The organism is Kistimonas asteriae (genome assembly GCF_018263925.1).
GTDB lineage: Bacteria > Pseudomonadota > Gammaproteobacteria > Pseudomonadales > Endozoicomonadaceae > Kistimonas > Kistimonas asteriae.
Genome location: NZ_JAEVHF010000003.1, coordinates 166,249 through 185,174 on the forward strand (window position 1 = coordinate 166,249; position 18,926 = coordinate 185,174).

Sequence of the window (18,926 nt, forward strand, 5' to 3'; positions counted from 1 at the left end):
TATAACCTTCATCACCGGATACAGTTCAACCACTTCCCTCTGACAATCCAGACATGGGCATGACGCAACCGTCTCGCAGGGCGTTTCGGCCGCTGTTCATTGATCAGAAAACATAACGGAATGGACAGCAACATACAGACCAGCAATGGCAGCATCGCCGCCTGGTAGGAAGCGACATCAAGCGCTCCCTGGCTGGCCAGTGCCCGATCCAGCAACCAACCGGAGACCGGTTGAAACAGGGGAGAACCGATCAGCATCAGCGCATTAAGCAATGCGATGGCAGTGGCCCGAATTCGGCAGCAGACAATATTCCGTACCGCACCATACACCAGCGCATAGGAGCCTGACGCTAACCCCATGAAAAAGAGTATCGCTGACATCCCAAGCAGTGACAGAGGCTGATACATTACCACCCACATGGCCACGGCCACTAGCACAGCCCCCCCCACCAGCACCGGTTTATTCTTGCCCGTCAGACTGGCCATCATGCCGCACAAAGGTGTCCCCACCGCCAGCCCCAGAAAAATCAACGCCGTGCCTTCCGCCACCTCGCGCGGACATTCCGGGTACAGGTTGTTGAGATAGGGAATACACCATAACTGGGCAAAACTGCTGATCAGGGCGTAAATGACACCGCCATAAAAGGCACAGATCCAGAAAACCGGCAGGTGCATCAACTTCCCCAGGGTATCGACCAGCCCCAAGGCCTGGGGATCGCTCTCATCCAGATTCAGGTCCGCATCCTTGGCAAAGGACGGCCTGTCACGCACGAAGAACGCGATAGCGATAGCAATAACCGCTGCCAGAACGCCCATGTCCAAAAAAGCTGACCGCCATTGTCCATCATAGGTTTCCAGCACCACGCTGCCAGCGCCACCACCCAGCATGGCCACCATTTCGATAATTCCGGCAATCAGGGGAAACCAGGCCGCTGGATACCAGTTACCAGCCAGGTACATACACCCCGTAATCCCCGCTGCGGCGGCAACGCCCATCAGCATCCGCCCCAACACCGCCATCTGCCACGTGTCAGCCAAGGAAAACAGCAGACAACCAAGGGTAACGGCCAATAACGACACAAACATGGCCCACCGAGCCCCCCAGCGGTCGATCACCAAACCTGCCGGCACCTGACAAATCATATAGGTACAGACAAAGGCACTGGATATAAAACCGATCTGGGCCGGAGAAACGGAAAGATCAGCCATCAACGCTGGTACAAACATCCCCGGCGCGCCCTGTAGCATGAATTGAAGGAAACAAAACAATGATGCGGTGCCACACACCAGCGCGGCACGCCAGCCCGCTCTTTTGCCAGTCATGATCACACTCCAGCGTGCGAACAACTTGCATTGATGCTTAACAGGTTATCTGGATATCACACCCAGGCGCCTGCAACCCGCTACGTGTCAATCAACAATTGATAGGGAATACATGCAGCGCAGGTAAGTATATTCACGGATTAAAAATCAGCCGCATATGAAAAACGCATAAGCTTAGGCAGCCTTACCGGCAACAAAGCATAACCGTCCCCGTCCCCGAGCAGGTACCGGAAGCGAGCCATTGCCGAAAGCTGGAAGCACTATGACATGTCCCTATCCACCGCTGATAATTGCCATCTCTCCCCCTGCCGATTACCATCAACGCCCAACTCATGCGGCAAGCCACGACTGATCCAGAACGGCTGGTCAACGCCTGAGTCGGGCATTCTACAACGACCTTACGGAAATCCATGACGCCACACCTGCTCACCGTTGATACGCTATCCTGCCACTACGGCAGCCAGGCTGCTGTTGATGCCGTCAGCTTTGTGATCGAAAAAGGTGAGGCTGCCTGCCTGCTGGGTCCAAGCGGCTGCGGTAAAACCACCACCCTGCGTGCCATTGCCGGTTTTGAACGGATCACTTCCGGCAGCATTCTGCTCGCCGGTACCGCCCTGTCGACACCGGATTTCCAGGTTCCCCCGGAAAAACGTCAGCTGGGCATGGTGTTTCAGGACTACGCCTTATTCCCTCACCTGACCATCAGGGACAATATCGCTTTCGGGATTCACAAGAAGGCAAACTGCAAAGCAACGGTTGATCGTCTGCTGGATTTGACCGGACTCGTCACCCTGGCCAAGCGTTACCCCCATGAATTGTCCGGCGGACAACAGCAGCGGGTCGCACTGGCCCGCGCCCTCGCCCCGGAACCACGCCTGCTGCTGCTTGACGAACCCTTTTCCAATCTGGATGCGGAGCTGCGCACCAGCCTCGCCCGCGAAGTGCGCGACATTCTTCAGGCAGCACAGATCAGCGCGATCCTGGTCACCCATGACCAGGATGAAGCTTTTTCATTTGCAGACAAGATCGGCGTGATGCAAAACGGCAAACTGTTACAGTGGGATACACCAGAAAATCTCTATGACACACCAGCCACCGCCTTTACAGCCCGGTTTATCGGTGAAGGGTGCCTGATCCCCGGTAAAGTCATCGACGGGCAGACCCAGACCGAACTGGGCACTCTGCCCAATCTGCAGTCTTACCCTGAGAATCGTACTGTCGAGGTGCTCATCCGTCCGGATAACCTCAGCCTGGAAACCCAGAGTCCTTACAAAGGCAAAGTTATCCGACGCACCTTTCAGGGAAGCCACACCCTGCTACATATCGCGCTACCTTCAAACCAGGTCATTACGGTCACCGTACCGGGAAAGACAACCTTGCAAGCTGGCGATAAAACAGGGCTCAGTCTTAACGAGGAAGCGCTGCCTGCATACCTCGTTGACTGAGACCCGGACACACTCTCACGATGAATAGTTTCGCGCCTGATGATAGAGGGGCATCACCTTTGGCATGTAGTGACGAAGGCCGATAATGCGCGTCTCCGTCGCTGGGTGGGTGCTCATAAATTCCGGGGGCTGGTCGCCGCCCTGCTTCGCCATTTTCTGCCACAGCGTAATGGCAGCCTGTGGGTGGTAACCTGCACGGGCCATCAGCTCAAGGCCGATGATATCGGCTTCCGCCTCCTTCTCCCGGCTGTTGGGTAATGTCAGGGCATACTGAACGACATTGTTTGCCAACCCCATCACATTGTCATCCAGTCCCAACAATGCGCCGACGGCTCCCCTCCCAAGCTCAACGGCATACGCTTCGGACATGGCCTCACGACCATGCTCACGCAATGCATGCGCCATTTCATGGCCCATGATGGCGGCAATTTCATCATCGGTGAGTTTCAGGCGATCAATAATCCCGCTGTAAAACAGGATTTTCCCCCCGGGCATACAGCTGGCGTTCATCACATCGCTCTGGATAACATTCACTTCCCAGCGCCACTGCTGGGCATCCACCCGAAATGCCCGAGTTTCATCGACCAGGTTGGCGGCAATGCGACGCAGCCGCTTCAGGGTGGCATCGTCCGTATTCAGGGTTTTCTTGCCGCCGGCCTCTTTAATGGTGTTGTGATAGGCCGCGGCTGACATGGTATCCACCTGCTCAGCGCTAAGCAGGGCGAACATCCGCTGCTCCCGCTGAACCCCCACCACCCCACTGTCAGTGGTGTTAATCGTCTGACACCCCACCAGTACCGATAACAGCAAACCTGCAAAAACTGTTTTGATTGTCATGCCCTGACCCCTGACACATTCTCTTGCCCGCACGCATGCCTACAGCCACATGCGACAGTTATTTATTCTATGGCAGTAATGCTACCATGAACCTCAGCCCGCTGCCGGGCAGAACCCACGCCCAAACCTGACCGGAACCGAACATCTGTATGGACCATTTCGACCGCCGCACGGCCATTCTCGACTATATCAGCGGCAATGGTTACGCCACTATTGACGAACTGGCCCAGAATTTTCGCGTCACACCACAGACCATCCGCCGGGATATTAACCAGCTCGCCAATGAGGGAAAGCTGAAACGCTATCACGGCGGTGCAGGCATTGACTCGTCCATCCAGAACACAGATTACAATGACCGGGTTTCCCTCTCCTCCAATCAAAAGCAACGTATTGCCGCTGCCGTAGCGGCCGCCATCCCAAACCACTGCTCCCTGTTCATCAACATTGGCACCACCACCGAAGCCATCGCCCAGGCCCTGCTCGAACACCGCGGGCTCAGAGTCATTACCAATAATATCCATGTTGCCACGATTCTCAGCCAGAAAGATGATTTTGATATCCTGCTGACCGGCGGCACGGTCAGGGGGGATGGCGGCCTGGTGGGTCAGGCCACTGAGGATTTCATCGAGCAGTTCAAGGTGGATTTTGGCATCCTCGGCATCAGTGGTATTGATGAGGATGGCTCCCTGCTGGATTTTGATTACCAGGAAGTCCACGTTTCCCGCGCCATTATGAATAACTCTCGACAGCTATTCCTGGCGGCGGATCATTCCAAGTTTGGCCGCAACGCCGTTGTGCGCCTGGATACCATCACCCGTTTTCACCACGTGTTTACTGACAGCAAACCCTCGCCCAGTATCTGTCAGCTACTGGATGAACATAGTGTCCAACTGACCTTGGCAGACTGACGACCTGAGATTCCGTTTCCATTTCGTTATTTATTGTTCAGAAACGATTGAGTTTTCACTCACAAATTCTAAAATGAACATATTGTTTTCACTTATGAACACTAAATTTTCTAATTCGAAAATGGAATCCAACCATGCAGGCTGTCGCACAACCGGGAATAACGGCTAAAAATCCTCTGGATATGCTCATCATTGGCGGTGGTATCAATGGCGTCGGCATTGCCCGCGATGCCGCCGGGCGCGGTCTGAGTGTTTTGCTTTGCGAACAGGCCGACCTGGCATCCGCCACGTCATCCGCCAGCAGCAAGCTGATTCATGGCGGTCTGCGTTACCTGGAGCATTATGAATTCAGACTGGTTCGCGAAGCACTGAGAGAGCGGGAAGTGGTCTTGAAAAGCGCGCCTCACCTGGTGCAGCCCATGCGTTTTCAGCTCCCCCATGCCCCTCACCTGCGTCCTGCCTGGATGATCCGCTGCGGCCTTTTTCTTTATGACACCCTGGCTCGCCGGGAAGTATTACCCGGCTGCCGCACAGTCAAGCTGGACGAACACTCACCACTAAAACCGACGTTCAAGACTACCTTTGAATACTCCGACTGCTGGGTTGATGACGCCCGCCTGGTGATCTGCAATGCGATTGCCGCCCGGGAGAAAGGGGCAAAAATCCTGACCCGAACCCGCTGCACCGGAGCCAAACGTCTTGGCGGCGCCAACCCCTGCTGGGAAATACAACTGACCCAAGAGACCGGGGAAACCATCCTTTACTACGCCAGAAGCCTGGTCAATGCCGCCGGTCCCTGGGTGGCGAGCTTTATAGAAAACCAGTTACAGCTCCATCCGGAATACGGAATCCGCATGATCAAGGGCAGCCATATTGTGGTTCCCAGGCTTCATGACCAGCCGCATGCCTATATTGTCCAGAACAGCGATAGCCGTATTGTGTTTGTTATCCCGTGGTTGGATAAATATTCCATCATTGGTACAACCGATATGGAATATGAAGGCGACCCCGCGAAAGCCGCCATTTCAGAGGAGGAAATTGAGTACCTCCTGGAGCTGGTTAACAGCAGCTTCCGCAAACAACTGACGAAAGCCGATATTGTTCACACCTTCTCAGGGGTTCGCCCACTGTGCAACGATGAGTCCAGCGACCCATCCGCTATCACCCGGGACTATACACTGACCGTCAGCGATCAAAGCGGCCACGTGCCGCTGCTGAACGTGTTTGGCGGCAAACTGACCACCTATCGGAAATTAGCCGAGGCAGCACTGAAGAAACTGTCCCCCTGGCTCCCGGAATCAGGCCCCACATGGACTGCTAACGCACCACTGCCTGGCGGCGAATGCAGCGATATCAACACCTGTGCCAACGAACTCACTGAGGCCTATCCCTGGTTACCCGAAACGGTGCGTCAACGCTACCTCGGCACCTATGGTGCACGCAGCAAAGACCTGCTTCAGCAGTGCCAATGCCTGGAAGATCTGGGTGAACACTTCGGTAATGGTTTATACGCCCGAGAAGTCGACTACCTGGTTGAGCAGGAATGGGCGGTGACGACTGACGATATTCTCTGGCGCCGCACCAAAACCGGTATGGAAATGCCAGCCAGTCAGGTGAATCGGTTGTGCCAATACCTGGCAGGCCATCAAATACCGCATTATGAAAGACTGAAACCGGCCTCCTGAGACCGGTTTCAGTCACCACGATTAAACGGCTTCTATCTCTACCTCCCTGCGCTCTTCCCGCAGGGTTTGTGCCACTAATACCATCTGCGCCAAGGCCTGCTCGACTTCAGGCCACTGCCGTGTTTTCAGACCGCAATCCGGGTTCACCCATAGCCGCTCAGCGGGTATGCGTTCCTCCGCCTTGTGCAACAACGCCCTCATCCACTCGGCATCGGGGACATTAGGAGAATGGATGTCATAGACACCCGGCCCGATTTCATTGGGGTAGTCAAAGTCCTTGAACACATCCAGCAATTCCATGTCAGAACGCGAGGTCTCAATGGTAATGACATCCGCATCCATGGCCGCAATCGCTTCGATAATGTCGTTGAATTCGCTGTAGCACATGTGGGTATGAATCTGGGTGTCATCATCCACACCGGAGGCTGCAATCCGGAAGCAATCCACCGCCCAGTTCAGATAAGCCTGCCACTCAGTACGTCGTAATGGCAAACCTTCCCGGATGGCAGGTTCATCAATCTGGATAATCCCGATGCCCGCGCGCTCCAGATCCAGCACCTCATCACGCAACGCCAGCGCCAGCTGTCGGCAGGAAGTCTCTCGGGATACATCTTCCCGGGGGAATGACCAGCACAGGATAGTAACCGGCCCTGTCAGCATGCCCTTGACCGGTTTTTCGGTACAGGATTGGGCAAAGGTCGTCCATTCCACGGTCATCGGCCCGTTGCGGTGTATATCCCCGACGATAATGGGCGGCTTGACACAACGTGAGCCATAGCTCTGCACCCAGCCGTTGCGGGTAAAGGTAAAGCCTTCCAGTTGCTCACCAAAGTATTCGACCATGTCATTCCGTTCAGCTTCCCCATGGACCAATACATCCAGCCCCAACGCCTCCTGTCGTGCAATGACAGAGGCGATTTCCTCCTCCATCAGGCGGATATACGTGCTTTCGTCCAGCTCACCCTTACGGAAGCGGTTACGGTTGGTACGAATGTCTGCCGTCTGCGGAAAAGAACCGATGGTCGTTGTCGGATACAACGGCAACCCCAATCGACCGCGCTGCGCCCTGGCTCGCGCATCGTAAGGCGAACGACGCTCACACATTGCTGACGTTATCTGGCTGACCCGCTGCTGCACCTGCTGGTCATGGATGCGATGAGCGTTAGCGCGCTCGGCCTTTGCAGCATCGCTGGCAGCAAGCAACAACTGATCATCCTCATGCCCATTGCCATCCACCAATCGTCCCAGGGCAGCAATCTCATGCAGCTTCTGCACACTGAAGGCCAACCAGTTTTTTACTTCAGCATCCAGTTCTGTTTCAAATGTCAGGTCAACAGGACTGTGCAGTAACGAACAACTGGCAGACACCCAAAGTCGTTCGCCTATGCGCTGGTAAGCACGATCCAACAACGTCAGGGAAGCCTGCAGATCATTGCGCCAGACATTACGACCATTCACCACGCCCAGCGACAACACCTTATAGGCAGGCAGGCGGTCAAGGATGGCATTCAGCTGCTCAGGCGCCCGAACGGCATCAATATGCAGACCATCAACGGGAAGATTGACTGCCAGCCCCAGGTTGTCATCCAGATGGCCGAAATAGGTTGTCAGCAGAGTCTTGCAGCCTGCCCCCTGCAGCCGGTTATAGGCAGACTCATAGGCCTGTTGCCAATCTGATGGGAGATCCAGCACCAGCGCCGGCTCATCCATCTGAACCCACTCAATGCCCAAGCCCTGCAGGCGATGCAGCAATTCAGCATACACCGTCAGCAAATCCGGCAGCAGGGCCAGGCGGTCGAAAGCGTCACCTTTCACTTTACCCAGCCAAAGGTAAGTGATGGGGCCTATCAGGACAGGCTTGACCTGATAACCCGCAGCCTGTGCTTCAGCGATTTCCGCAAACAAGGCATCCGTATCCAGCGAAAAGGTCTGGTTGACGGTAAATTCAGGCACGATGTAGTGATAATTGGTATCGAACCATTTGGTCATTTCACAGGCTGCTGCCGACTCACCACTCGGCGCCCGCCCCCGCGCCATACGAAACATCGTATCCAGGGAGGAAGATAACGTTGCCTCACTCTCACCAAAACGCGCCGGTATCACGCCAAACATCATTGAATGGTTCAGCACATGGTCATACCAGGCAAAGTCACCCACGGTCACAACATCAAGACCTGCGGCCTGTTGCTTCTGCCAGTTTGTGGCACGCATGGCCTGACCGGCTGCCATCAGTGCCGCCTGATCCATCTTGCCAGCCCAATAGGCTTCTACCGCGCGCTTCAATTCTCGTTGTGCACCTATCCGGGGAAAACCGGGCACATGTGCAATCGCCATTCCTGTAACTCCCACGCTCGTCTGTCTGTTTCTGGTTGTTATGTGTACCTGGTCACTCCTGACCGGTTGAGTCGTATTCTGAAACCCGGTTAAAATTGAATCAATCTCATATTTCTAAACATAACAATGAGAATTTCTAATAGTCATGCTTGAAATCCGCCACCTGAAAACCCTCGATGCCCTGCGCGAATGCGGCAGCCTGGTCGAAGCCGCCGAACGGGTACACCTGACTCAATCCGCCCTCTCCCACCAGATCAAGGATCTGGAAGCGCGGCTCGGACAGGCATTATTTATCCGCAAAACCCGACCATTGCGCTTCACCACGGCAGGCCTTCGACTGTTACAACTGGCAGATGACATCCTGCCCACCGTTCGCAATACAGAACGGGACCTTGCCCGGTTGGCAGGCGGACAGTCAGGACGGCTGCATATGGCGATTGAATGTCACAGCTGCTACCAATGGTTAATGCCGACGCTGGATACGTTTCGTGATCACTGGCCGGAAGTCGAGCTGGATCTCGCGAGCGGATTTAATTTCACGCCGCTCCCTGCATTGACGCGCGGCGACCTGGACCTCGTGGTGACATCAGACCCTGATGACTTGCCCGGTATTCACTATGAACCCCTGTTTCGCTACGAGATCCTGCTGGCGATAAGCCATCGGCATCCGCTGGCCAGACAAACCTGTGTCCACCCAAAACAGCTGGCGCAGGAAGTCCTGATCACCTACCCCGTCGAACGACAACGTTTGGATATATTCCGGCAATTCCTGGATCCTGCAAATGCCGAACCTGCCAGCATTCGTCTCACGGAGTTAACCGTCATGATGATCCAGCTCGTGGTCAGCAACCGGGGTGTTTGCGCACTACCCAACTGGGCCATGCACGAATATCTGGAGCAAGGGTATATCCGGGCACTGAAACTGGGAGAGAAGGGGCTGTGGTCAACCCTTTACGCGGCCATACGTGAGGAACAGCAAGACATGCCGTTCATGGCGGATTTTCTGAAAACAGCCAAAGCGACCTGCTTCAAGACACTGCCACAGATTCGCACTGCACAGCCTGAAATGGCGCCAGTGACCGGATAAAAAAAAGGCCCACCAAACGGTGGGCCCAAGACAAGAACAATAATCAGGAATAAAATTCCAACTACAACCTCACTGCATCTTTGACTAATCTGACAAAGCTGCGATGTCAATCATGTCAAATACGCATTTGTTATGCCAGAGCAGCAGCGTAAACAAATGTATCTTTACAATTGACAATCAGAAGACAGTCGTGCTTTTCTGCTCATCAGGCCTGCCGTCTGGGCCAGACCAGGCTGAATCGTGCTCCGGCCAATGACTCACTTTTTCCAACCATGGCCTGGCCGTTATGCCAGTTCATAATGCGACGCACAATCGACAGCCCCAACCCATAGCCGCCTGAAGCGCGGGTTCGGCTATCATCCAATCGTGCAAACGCGGTAAACACCCGGTCACGCTGCTCCTCAGGAATACCGGGGCCATCGTCTTCAACATCCACCCGACAACTGTCGTGGCTGACACTGAAACTCACCCTGACTGACGATTCCGCATAACGACAGGCATTCCCGACCAGGTTCTGGATTGCCCGGTGAATATAGCGTTTGTCCACATCAATCCGACGACGATGTTCCAGCGCCTTGCAGGGCACATGTTCGATAGTGACCCGGCTTTGCTGACGACGGTGCTCTTCAACCACCTGCGCCACGATATTATCAACATCAGCCCGCTCATAGCGGATGACCGGCGTTCCCTGCTCCAGGTTGGCGTAGGTCAGAATCTCATCAACGAGCTTGTCCAACTCTTCGATATCATGATCCATGCCATTGATGTACTGCTCCCGTTCAGACGGTGTTTCTGCATCCGCAACCATCTCCAGGGCAAATCGAAGACGCGCCACTGGCGTGCGCAATTCATGGGACACGCCACGGATCATTTCCTTCTGAATACTCAGTAACCGCTGGATATGACTGGCCATGCCATTAAACGCCCGTGCCAGCTGACCAATGGAATCAGAGCCATGCATGTTGACCCGGACATCCAGGTTGCCCCGGGATATCTGGGTGGCGGCCTCTTCCATCTTGCGCAATCGTCGCTCCAGCCCGCGCACCAGGACATATATGGCAATACTCATCGACGCCAGCATGAACAGACCAATGGTGGCCAACAAGCGGAAGGGATACAGATCCAGTAGCTCCACCGGCCCCATGCGCAGAATACGCGAGTCGCCTTCCATACCGACATACATGGTCATGGTTCGCCCATTGGGATTAAACATGACCAGCGGATAACCGGTGCGCAGCAACGCCAGCTGGCGAGGCCCAAGACCCAAAACCGGCGGATCCAATAGTGTCAGTGGATACTTGAACAGGCGCTGCCCCAGTTCTGACAGCACCTGTTCACGCTCAATCGCAGGGAATGACTGCAGCCAGTTGCGGGTCAGTGTGGCGTTCCCCGAAGCCAGCTGTTCGGTCAGATCCGTCACCGTACCGACGAGCAATGTCTGCGGGTTAATGCGGGAGAACACCAGGAAGCTGTCATCACTGCTGGATTCAACAATGGCGCGACCACCGGACAATCGATCCAACATCCGCTGACTGAGACCTGACTGCTCATCTGACATCACCTCCAGGGGAATCCCCAGCCGCTGGCCCCAATCCAGCATCCTGGCGTTCCACTGTGACGGTTCCAGCCGATCCAGCTGCCAGGCCATCATTCCGAATGTGCCCTGGGCGGTGCTTTCCCGGTAATCCTGCAGCCTGACGCCATTAATAATCGTCAGCGCCATACCCGAGAGGACGGCGACCAACACCAATGTAAACAGCAGGCCGCCGTATATGCGAAGAAATATACTGCTCACAACGCCACTCAGTCCGTACCGGTTTTGACAAAAAGATAACCTTTGGAGCGGACGGTTTTAATCAACCGGGGATGCATCGGGTCATCACCGATCTTGGGACGGATACGGGAGACGCGCACATCAATAGAGCGATCCTGGCCGTCGTATTCGATACCACGGAGTTTTTCAAAAATCTCTTCCCGGCTCAGCACACGCCCGGCATTGGAACAGAGCAGCCAGAGCAGGTCGAATTCAGCACTGGTGAGATCAACACTCTGGTTCTCAAGCCAGGCTTCACGCATGGCACTGTCCACCACCAGGTTGCCGAAGGTCAGGCGAATGACGCCGGTCTCCTCGGTTTTCTCAACCACCGGTAACCGGCGACGCATCAGGGCGCGAATCCGGGCCAGTAGCACCCGTGGACGCACCGGCTTGGCGACATAGTCATCCGCACCCATTTCCAGCCCGAGGACTTCGTCAAGATCGTCGGTCCTGGCGGTCAGCATCAAGATCGGGCCGCTGTATTCTGGCCGTACCCGACGGCAGATAGAGACACCATCCTCGCCCGGCAGCATCAGATCCAGCACTACCAGGTCAGGCTGTTCCTCCAGGATGCGGGCAACCGCCTTGGCGCCATCGCCCTCGATAGCGGCAGACATCCCGTTGTTTTCCAGGTATTCCTTGGTTAAAGCGGCAAGACGCTCATCATCCTCAACAATGAGAATGCGTCCGGAGTCGGCATTTTCCACAATCGTTTCCACAAGCAGTTGGTCTAAACCGGCGATACAGGCGCCTGTCCAATGACAGAATACTGACGCCTGACGTCAGTCTTGCCCCTGCAGCATTACGATAGGCATAGCTTACCGATGCCTTATGATAATGACTGTTGCAATCTGTAACCAGAACAGCCTTCGTCACTCTTCGTAACAATTCGCTCCCAACGCGCTTCATGAGATAAAATAACGCCCCTATCTGACAGCGAAATACCCCACCGCCCTCAAAAAGCCATTGACACCCACCACAAGATATAGTGGAGCCGCCTAGAACCTGAATTAAAGAAAAAATCTATCCCTGGGCAAAAGTTGATTGAAAAAAAATATAGTGCTCCCAAAGATCAGGGTTGTACACTGACCTAATCCTCAACGAGCGTCGCTGGAATCGAAATTCTTGCGTGTGCGACCACTAACCCTTTTGCAATTACTCACACCTTATACACAGTCCTCCCGGGTATGCCCCAACTTGAAAATCTGACCATACCGCTTTATCTTGTGTTTATACGTTTTAATTACCCAATATGTTGTAGATCCTGCAAATCGGCCTCAGGTCGGCAAGGATGACACCGGACCACGAATAAGTAGAGCAACAGGGTCTTGCGCAGTGTGTCAAAAACCAGGGAGGGGTTCCATGAATGAACCAATAATCACTGATCCGCCGGCAGCTTACCCGGCAGTCAGTGCGGCATTCTTGCGCCATCGAAACAGCACACAATAGGTCGCCGGTGCCCGCATACAGACTGCCAACAGGCATTAAGTTTGCTTACCACCTTTTTCAGGCACCACAACATATAGTGATCACAGGTACAGGGCTTCATGAACAAAAATCTTCAGGTCACCAAGCGTAACGGACAAAAGGACCGGCTGGACCTCGACAAGATCCATCGCGTTATCGCCTGGGCCGCCGACGGGCTGGACAATGTGTCTGTCTCCCAGGTCGAGCTGAAATCCCATATTCAGTTCTACGATGGCATCCAGACGGTCGATATCCACGAGACCCTGATCAAATCCGCTGCCGACCTGATCTCCCGGGAAACCCCTGACTACCAGTATCTGGCCGCCCGCCTGGCCATTTTCCACCTCCGCAAGAAAGCCTTCGGTCAATTTGAGCCGCCGGCGCTCTACGATCACGTCGTCCGCCTGGTGGAACTGAAGAAATACGACAATCAGTTGCTGCTGGACTATACCCGGGAAGAGTTTGATGCCATGGACCAGTTCCTGGATCACAGCCGCGACATGGACTTCAGCTATGCTGCCGTGAAGCAACTGGAAGGCAAGTACCTGGTGCAGAACCGGGTCACCGGCGAATACTTTGAGAGCCCGCAGTTCCTTTATATGCTGATCGGCGCCTGTCTGTTCTCCGGCTACCCAAAAGACACCCGGATGGATTACATCCAGCGTTTTTATGACGCCGTGTCCACCTTCAAGCTGTCGCTGCCGACCCCGATCATGTCTGGCGTGCGTACCCCAACCCGCCAGTTCAGTTCCTGTGTCCTGATTGAATGCGGCGACTCACTGGATTCCATCAACGCCACGGCCAGCGCCATTGTAAAATATGTCAGCCAGCGTGCCGGGATCGGCATCAATGCCGGTAACATCCGCGCCATTGGCAGTCCCATCCGCGGCGGTGAAGCGTTCCATACGGGCTGTATTCCGTTCTACAAGTATTTCCAGACTGCAGTGAAGTCCTGCTCCCAGGGCGGCGTGCGTGGTGGGGCTGCAACCCTGTTCTACCCACTCTGGCACTATGAAGTTGAGAACCTGCTGGTCCTGAAAAACAACCGCGGCGTCGAAGAAAACCGGGTGCGCCATATTGACTACGGCGTCCAGATGAACCGCCTGATGTATCAGCGCCTGATCCAGGGCGGCAACATCACCCTGTTCTCACCCAGCGATGTGCCTGGGCTATATGATGCTTTCTTTGCCGATCAGGAAAAGTTCGAAGCTCTGTACGCCCAGTACGAACAGGATCCATCGATCCGCAAAAAGACCCTGAAGGCGATGGAGTTGTTCTCCCTGTTTGCCCAGGAACGCGCGGGTACCGGCCGTATCTACCTGCAGAACGTGGATCACTGCAATACGCACAGCCCATTCAATCCGGCCGTGGCGCCCGTACGCCAGAGCAACCTCTGCCTTGAGATCGCTCTGCCTACCAAGCCATTGAAGGATATCAACGATCCGGAAGGGGAAATCGCCCTCTGCACTCTAGCCGCCTTCAACCTGGGCAAAGTGGACAATCTGGATGAGCTGGAAGACCTGGCCGACCTGATTGTCCGCGCCCTGGACAGCCTGCTGGATTACCAGGATTACCCGGTTGAAGCCGCCCTCACCTCTACCATGGGGCGCAGACCGCTGGGTGTTGGTGTCATCAACTATGCCTATTACCTGGCCAAGCACGGTGTCCGTTACTCCGATGGTTCCGCCAACGGCCTGACCCATAAGACCTTTGAAGCCATTCAGTACTACCTGCTGAAAGCGTCCAATCGCCTGGCACAGGAACAGGGCGCCTGCCCGAAATTCAACGAAACCACCTACAGCCAGGGCATTCTGCCGATCGACACCTATAAGGACGATGTCAACGGCATTTGCGATGAACCCCTGCACTACGACTGGGAAGCACTGCGGGAAGCGATCAAGGCCCACGGCCTGCGCAACTCCACGCTGACAGCACTGATGCCATCCGAAACCTCTTCGCAGATTTCCAATGCCACCAACGGCATTGAGCCGCCCCGTGGCTATGTCAGCGTCAAGGCCAGTAAGGACGGTATCCTCAAGCAGGTGGTGCCGGAATACGAGCGTCTGCGCAATAACTACGAGCTGCTCTGGGATATCAACGGCAACGACGGTTATCTGCAGCTGGTCGCCATCATGCAGAAGTTCATCGACCAGACCATCTCTGCCAACACAAATTACGATCCCAGCCGTTTCGAAGGGGGCAAAGTCCCGATGAAACTGCTGTTGAAAGATCTGCTGACCGCCTACAAGCTCGGCGTCAAGACCCTGTACTATCACAACACCCGTGATGGCGCGGCGGACGAAAACCATAAAGAAGACGACGACTGCGCTGGCGGCGCCTGCAAGATCTAAGACCGATAAAAACAATGGCTGTCGTCCACAGGGCGACAGCCACTGACCGACAAGACAACTGACTTCCGGCGGCCTGCCGCTGAGGACAACCTGACCGACTATGGCTTATACAACCTTCAACCAGGAACAGTTCGACGCCACCCGCGAGCCCATGTTTTTCGGCCGCAACGTGAACGTGTCGCGCTACGACGTCCAGCGTTACAGCATTTTCGAGAAACTGATCGAAAAGCAGCTGTCGTTCTTCTGGCGTCCGGAGGAAGTGGATCTCTCCAATGACCGCAGTGATTTCAACGGTCTGCCTGAACACGAAAAACACATTTTCCTCAGCAACCTGAAATACCAGACCCTGCTGGATTCCGTCCAGGGGCGCTCACCCAACGTGGCGCTGCTGCCACTGGTCTCCCTGCCTGAACTGGAAACCTGGATTGAAACCTGGGCCTTCAGCGAGACGATCCACTCCCGCTCCTACACCCACATCATGCGTAACGTGGTGCCCAACCCGGCAGAAGTCTTTGATGACATCGTGTCCAACGACGCCATCACCAAACGGGCCACGGCGATCACCTGTTACTATGACGACCTAATTGAAGCCTGCCACTGGTATCACACCCTGGGCGAAGGTTCTCATGAGGTGGATGGCAAGACCATCAACGTCTCTGTCCGCGACATCAAATGCAAACTGTACCTGACGCTGATGTCCGTCAATGTACTGGAAGCGATCCGCTTCTACGTCAGTTTTGCCTGCAGCTTCGCCTTTGCCGAACGCGCCACCATGGAAGGCAACGCCAAGATCATTAAGCTGATTGCCCGGGACGAAGCCCTGCACCTCACCGGCACCCAGCATATCCTGCAGCTGATGGCCGAAGGCAAGGATGATCCTGAAATGGCTGAGATTGCCAAAGAACTGCGCGAAGAAGCCCGCGAAATCTTCATCGCCGGCGCCGAGCAGGAAAAAGAATGGGCGGAATACCTGTTCAAGGACGGTTCCATGATCGGCCTGAACAAGGATATTCTCAGCCAGTATGTTGAATACATTACGAACCAGCGGATGCTGGCCATCGGTTTTGATGCGCCCTTCAACATCCGACAGAATCCACTGCCCTGGATGAACAGCTGGCTGAACAGCGATAACGTTCAGGTGGCTCCTCAGGAAGTTGAAGTCAGCTCCTACCTGGTGGGTCAGATCGACAGCGACCTGCAGTCTGAAGACTTTAGTGATTTCTCGTTGTAACCTGCTGACAGCGCCCATCCGGGCGCTTTTTTTTCACCCGCCCCGGCACCGGGCGACAGCAAGGAAGAGGTACGATGGCAAACATCGTTAAGATCGTCGATGGTTACAGCTTCCTACCCCGCTCGGAACATACACTGTTGGAAGCCTTAGAACACCAGGACATTGAATTGGAATACCAATGTCGTCAAGGATTTTGCGGTTGTTGCCAAATTCAATTGGTGGAAGGTGAGATTGAATATCGGGAAGAACCTATTGCCTATGTTCCGGAAGGCAAAATACTCCCCTGCTGCTGCCACCCTTTGTCTGATATAACGATTGAGCTACCTCAGCCATTGCATATGTTACAGAATAAACAGAGCACGGCCTAAAGCCCGCACTCTGCTGTGTGTTTACTCAGATTTTCCGGCTCTTTTCTCTAGTCCAGAGATATAATTCCGGTAACTCTCATCATCGCATTTCTTTTCAAATCCACGATGTGCCTTTTCATTTCTTAACGTAATAGATGCCCATTGACGATCTTTCTGTTTAGCATCACCAGAAATCAGAATCTCAATAAATGCTGTCTTGATATCCTCTACCTTAAGATCCGCCACTGAAAGATCCATAGTCTTAAGCAGATCAGATAGCTCAGGCCATGATGAAAAGAACTGAGCAGGACTTTGGATCGCAGCTCCTATTTTAAATCGTTGCTTCATTAAAACATCCAACGAAATAGGCTCCTGAGTTGTTTCTCCAGGTTTATGTGCTTTCTCAGCCTTTCTTGCTTCTTCAAGCGTTTTTGCTTCTTCAATCAATTCATTGAGATAGATATCCAAATACGCCCATATAGATTGATTAAAATCATTACTAGGGTCAGTCTGCGTTTCGCGAAGTCCGTCATTAGTTGGAGAGCCATCAATCTTCATACGTCGATTACGCCCTGCCACATAGGCGGAATAGTTGCTGGTTTTTGATGTTACATCCACGTATCTCTCTGACTTTTCGTCCAACACTTGGCCAACCGTTTCAGTATAACCCGTATGACCACTATACTCTGCATGCTTGGCCATAAGAGCATTCAAGTGAGGATCATCAGTATCTCGACCTTTAGCATCAATAATGGCGTCACCCAAGTGCTTTTTGTAAGTTTCCCAAGAGGCTCCACTCAGATATTGATCCGCACTCATATTGCTCTTATTCGTTTTTGAAGCATCTGTAGCTCTTGGATTATCTGTACTTACCACCGGCTTTTTCTTTGCAAAAAAACCTGCCGTACCGTTATCACCAATACCAAGTTTTTTTATTTGATCCAAAAATTCAGGCTTATCATCACTTTTCCCTGCCTGCTCCGATGCCTTATCAGATACCGGCGGCGTCTGTGGCGGTGGTGGAGGCGGTGGTGGAGGTGGAGGAGGTGGTGGTGGCGCCTCATTAGCCAAAGAAGCTTGTGCATTCTGAACTGGCGCCAGGCTCGGCGATGTCTTTACTTCAGCAACAGACTGTTTTTCGTGTTGACCTGCAGAATTACCGCCTCTCGCTTTTGCTTGCTTATTATCGATCAGATCCTGTTTCCATTGAGGCATCGTAGTGTTGGATTTAGGCTTATCTGTCGTCTCTACACTCGTCGTAGTGTTTTTCTTTACTGGCGGTTTTGTCATCACCGCCGGCTTCAACGCTGATGATTGACTCTGCACTGTCTGCTTATTCGGTACAGGTTCTGTTTTGGGTTCGGTGATAGCATCGCCCCCAGCCGGTTTAGCGTTCTTGCTGTTGATCAGATCCTGTTTCCACTTGGGCATCGCTGTGCCTGTTTTAATGTCGCCAGCGGTCTTTGCTTTCTTCGTGTCAGCGGTTTGCCTTTCTGTCGGTTTGGTCATGGCTACGGTTTGTTTAGGCCCCGTACCCGCTGGGTTAGACTTAGCCTGCTGCTTCTTCACACTGACATTGGATTGAGTAACAACTGGTGACTCAGCTGGCCGACTGACACCCAACGCCTTTTGAAGTACACCAATCACTCGCTGAGCCATGCCTTTATGATCCTGACCAGTCTCCAGCAATGTAATTGTCCGATCAGCCAGCGTCAGTAAATTTGGAGGTATCTGAACAGTACTTTTTTTAAGGCTAGCCCTCAGCTGTTTTAAATCATCAACAGCTGACACCGTTCTAGGCAAGCCAAACGCATCACCTGTAGATACAGGATCCGTATTTTTTTTAGTTGCGGGTGGAGTCCTGGTTATATGATTGTCAGTTCGAGTCGGTGACCTAGGAAATTCAGGCATGGTTATCTCCTTCTTTTATAAGTTATTTTCCTTTTATGACTCCATTATTGTGACACCTATGCCTCTTTGCTCAATCAGACCTTGGTGAAACCCTTCTACTAAAGTCTAGAAGCCACGCTGAACGGTATTGAGAAAGATCAACATATCAACCGTTATTGAGAATCATTTGCACAAAATCCTTGTGA

General features: G+C 53.7%; 13 protein-coding genes. 7 read left to right on the forward strand and 6 right to left on the reverse strand.

The window, feature by feature from the left end; all coding sequences use genetic code 11:
- Positions 1-11 precede the first annotated feature (11 nt).
- Positions 12-1,322, reverse strand: coding sequence for an MFS transporter (locus tag KHS78_RS05180; protein WP_211825807.1), 1,311 nt, complete (start codon positions 1,320-1,322; stop codon positions 12-14).
- A gap of 410 nt (positions 1,323-1,732) precedes the next feature.
- Here KHS78_RS05180 and KHS78_RS05185 point away from each other — a divergent pair, with 410 nt between their 5' ends.
- Complete coding sequence (locus KHS78_RS05185) at positions 1,733-2,767, forward strand: ABC transporter ATP-binding protein (RefSeq protein WP_211825808.1); 1,035 nt, start codon at positions 1,733-1,735, stop codon at positions 2,765-2,767.
- 15 nt (positions 2,768-2,782) lie between these two features.
- Here the strand turns inward: KHS78_RS05185 and KHS78_RS05190 are convergent, their stop codons facing one another.
- Positions 2,783-3,604 carry a M48 family metallopeptidase gene (locus KHS78_RS05190; protein WP_211825809.1) on the reverse strand — a complete coding sequence of 274 codons (822 nt, stop codon included), beginning with the start codon at positions 3,602-3,604 and terminating at the stop codon, positions 2,783-2,785.
- Positions 3,605-3,753: 149 nt separating this feature from the next.
- Here KHS78_RS05190 and KHS78_RS05195 point away from each other — a divergent pair, with 149 nt between their 5' ends.
- Together KHS78_RS05195 and glpD are read left to right on the forward strand one after the other, a co-directional pair.
- Positions 3,754-4,512, forward strand: a complete 759-nt coding sequence (locus KHS78_RS05195; protein WP_211825810.1) for a DeoR family transcriptional regulator — start codon at positions 3,754-3,756, stop codon at positions 4,510-4,512.
- Positions 4,513-4,646: 134 nt separating this feature from the next.
- Entirely contained in the window at positions 4,647-6,197 is a 1,551-nt protein-coding gene (gene glpD / locus KHS78_RS05200; protein WP_211825811.1) for a glycerol-3-phosphate dehydrogenase, read from the forward strand.
- A gap of 21 nt (positions 6,198-6,218) precedes the next feature.
- Here glpD and metE read toward each other — a convergent pair whose 3' ends face one another.
- The gene (gene metE, locus KHS78_RS05205; RefSeq protein WP_211825812.1) at positions 6,219-8,531 is read right to left on the reverse strand and encodes a 5-methyltetrahydropteroyltriglutamate--homocysteine S-methyltransferase; all 2,313 of its coding nucleotides are present in this window, start codon (positions 8,529-8,531) and stop codon (positions 6,219-6,221) included.
- A gap of 145 nt (positions 8,532-8,676) precedes the next feature.
- On the opposite strand from metE, the gene KHS78_RS05210 reads away from it, so the two are divergent.
- Positions 8,677-9,618 carry a LysR family transcriptional regulator gene (locus tag KHS78_RS05210; RefSeq protein WP_211825814.1) on the forward strand — a complete coding sequence of 314 codons (942 nt, stop codon included), beginning with the start codon at positions 8,677-8,679 and terminating at the stop codon, positions 9,616-9,618.
- 205 nt (positions 9,619-9,823) lie between these two features.
- Here KHS78_RS05210 and KHS78_RS22550 read toward each other — a convergent pair whose 3' ends face one another.
- Together KHS78_RS22550 and KHS78_RS05220 are read right to left on the reverse strand one after the other, a co-directional pair.
- Positions 9,824-11,413, reverse strand: a complete 1,590-nt coding sequence (locus KHS78_RS22550) for an ATP-binding protein (protein ID WP_211825816.1) — start codon at positions 11,411-11,413, stop codon at positions 9,824-9,826.
- A gap of 8 nt (positions 11,414-11,421) precedes the next feature.
- Entirely contained in the window at positions 11,422-12,141 is a 720-nt protein-coding gene (locus tag KHS78_RS05220) for a winged helix-turn-helix domain-containing protein (protein ID WP_211825824.1), read from the reverse strand.
- Between the two features lie 840 nt (positions 12,142-12,981).
- Between KHS78_RS05220 and nrdA the strand changes: the two genes are divergently transcribed.
- The 3 genes from nrdA to yfaE all read left to right on the forward strand — a co-directional run bounded on the left by nrdA (position 12,982) and on the right by yfaE (position 16,851).
- A complete protein-coding gene (gene nrdA, locus KHS78_RS05225) occupies positions 12,982-15,252 on the forward strand; it encodes a class 1a ribonucleoside-diphosphate reductase subunit alpha (RefSeq protein WP_211825826.1) in 2,271 nt (756 codons plus the stop codon).
- A gap of 100 nt (positions 15,253-15,352) precedes the next feature.
- Positions 15,353-16,483: a class Ia ribonucleoside-diphosphate reductase subunit beta gene (gene nrdB, locus KHS78_RS05230; protein ID WP_211825828.1), complete on the forward strand. Its 1,131-nt coding sequence runs from the start codon at positions 15,353-15,355 to the stop codon at positions 16,481-16,483.
- A gap of 74 nt (positions 16,484-16,557) precedes the next feature.
- The gene (gene yfaE / locus KHS78_RS05235; RefSeq protein WP_211825830.1) at positions 16,558-16,851 is read left to right on the forward strand and encodes a class I ribonucleotide reductase maintenance protein YfaE; all 294 of its coding nucleotides are present in this window, start codon (positions 16,558-16,560) and stop codon (positions 16,849-16,851) included.
- Between the two features lie 21 nt (positions 16,852-16,872).
- On the opposite strand, the gene KHS78_RS05240 is transcribed toward yfaE, so the two are convergent.
- Positions 16,873-18,741, reverse strand: coding sequence for a hypothetical protein (locus KHS78_RS05240; protein ID WP_211825833.1), 1,869 nt, complete (start codon positions 18,739-18,741; stop codon positions 16,873-16,875).
- Positions 18,742-18,926 lie beyond the last annotated feature (185 nt).

Excerpts from the sequence above, each read along its gene's own strand:
- KHS78_RS05210 (WP_211825814.1), top strand. The coding sequence starts at position 8,677 with ATGCTTGAAATCCGCCACCTGAAAACCCTCGATGCCCTGCGCGAATGC.
- KHS78_RS05195 (WP_211825810.1), top strand. The coding sequence starts at position 3,754 with ATGGACCATTTCGACCGCCGCACGGCCATTCTCGACTATATCAGCGGC.
- KHS78_RS05180 (WP_211825807.1), bottom strand. The coding sequence starts at position 1,322 with ATGACTGGCAAAAGAGCGGGCTGGCGTGCCGCGCTGGTGTGTGGCACC.
- nrdA (WP_211825826.1), top strand. The coding sequence starts at position 12,982 with ATGAACAAAAATCTTCAGGTCACCAAGCGTAACGGACAAAAGGACCGG.
- glpD (WP_211825811.1), top strand. The coding sequence starts at position 4,647 with ATGCAGGCTGTCGCACAACCGGGAATAACGGCTAAAAATCCTCTGGAT.
- yfaE (WP_211825830.1), top strand. The coding sequence starts at position 16,558 with ATGGCAAACATCGTTAAGATCGTCGATGGTTACAGCTTCCTACCCCGC.
- KHS78_RS05240 (WP_211825833.1), bottom strand. The coding sequence starts at position 18,741 with ATGCCTGAATTTCCTAGGTCACCGACTCGAACTGACAATCATATAACC.
- nrdB (WP_211825828.1), top strand. The coding sequence starts at position 15,353 with ATGGCTTATACAACCTTCAACCAGGAACAGTTCGACGCCACCCGCGAG.
- KHS78_RS05190 (WP_211825809.1), bottom strand. The coding sequence starts at position 3,604 with ATGACAATCAAAACAGTTTTTGCAGGTTTGCTGTTATCGGTACTGGTG.
- KHS78_RS05185 (WP_211825808.1), top strand. The coding sequence starts at position 1,733 with ATGACGCCACACCTGCTCACCGTTGATACGCTATCCTGCCACTACGGC.
- metE (WP_211825812.1), bottom strand. The coding sequence starts at position 8,531 with ATGGCGATTGCACATGTGCCCGGTTTTCCCCGGATAGGTGCACAACGA.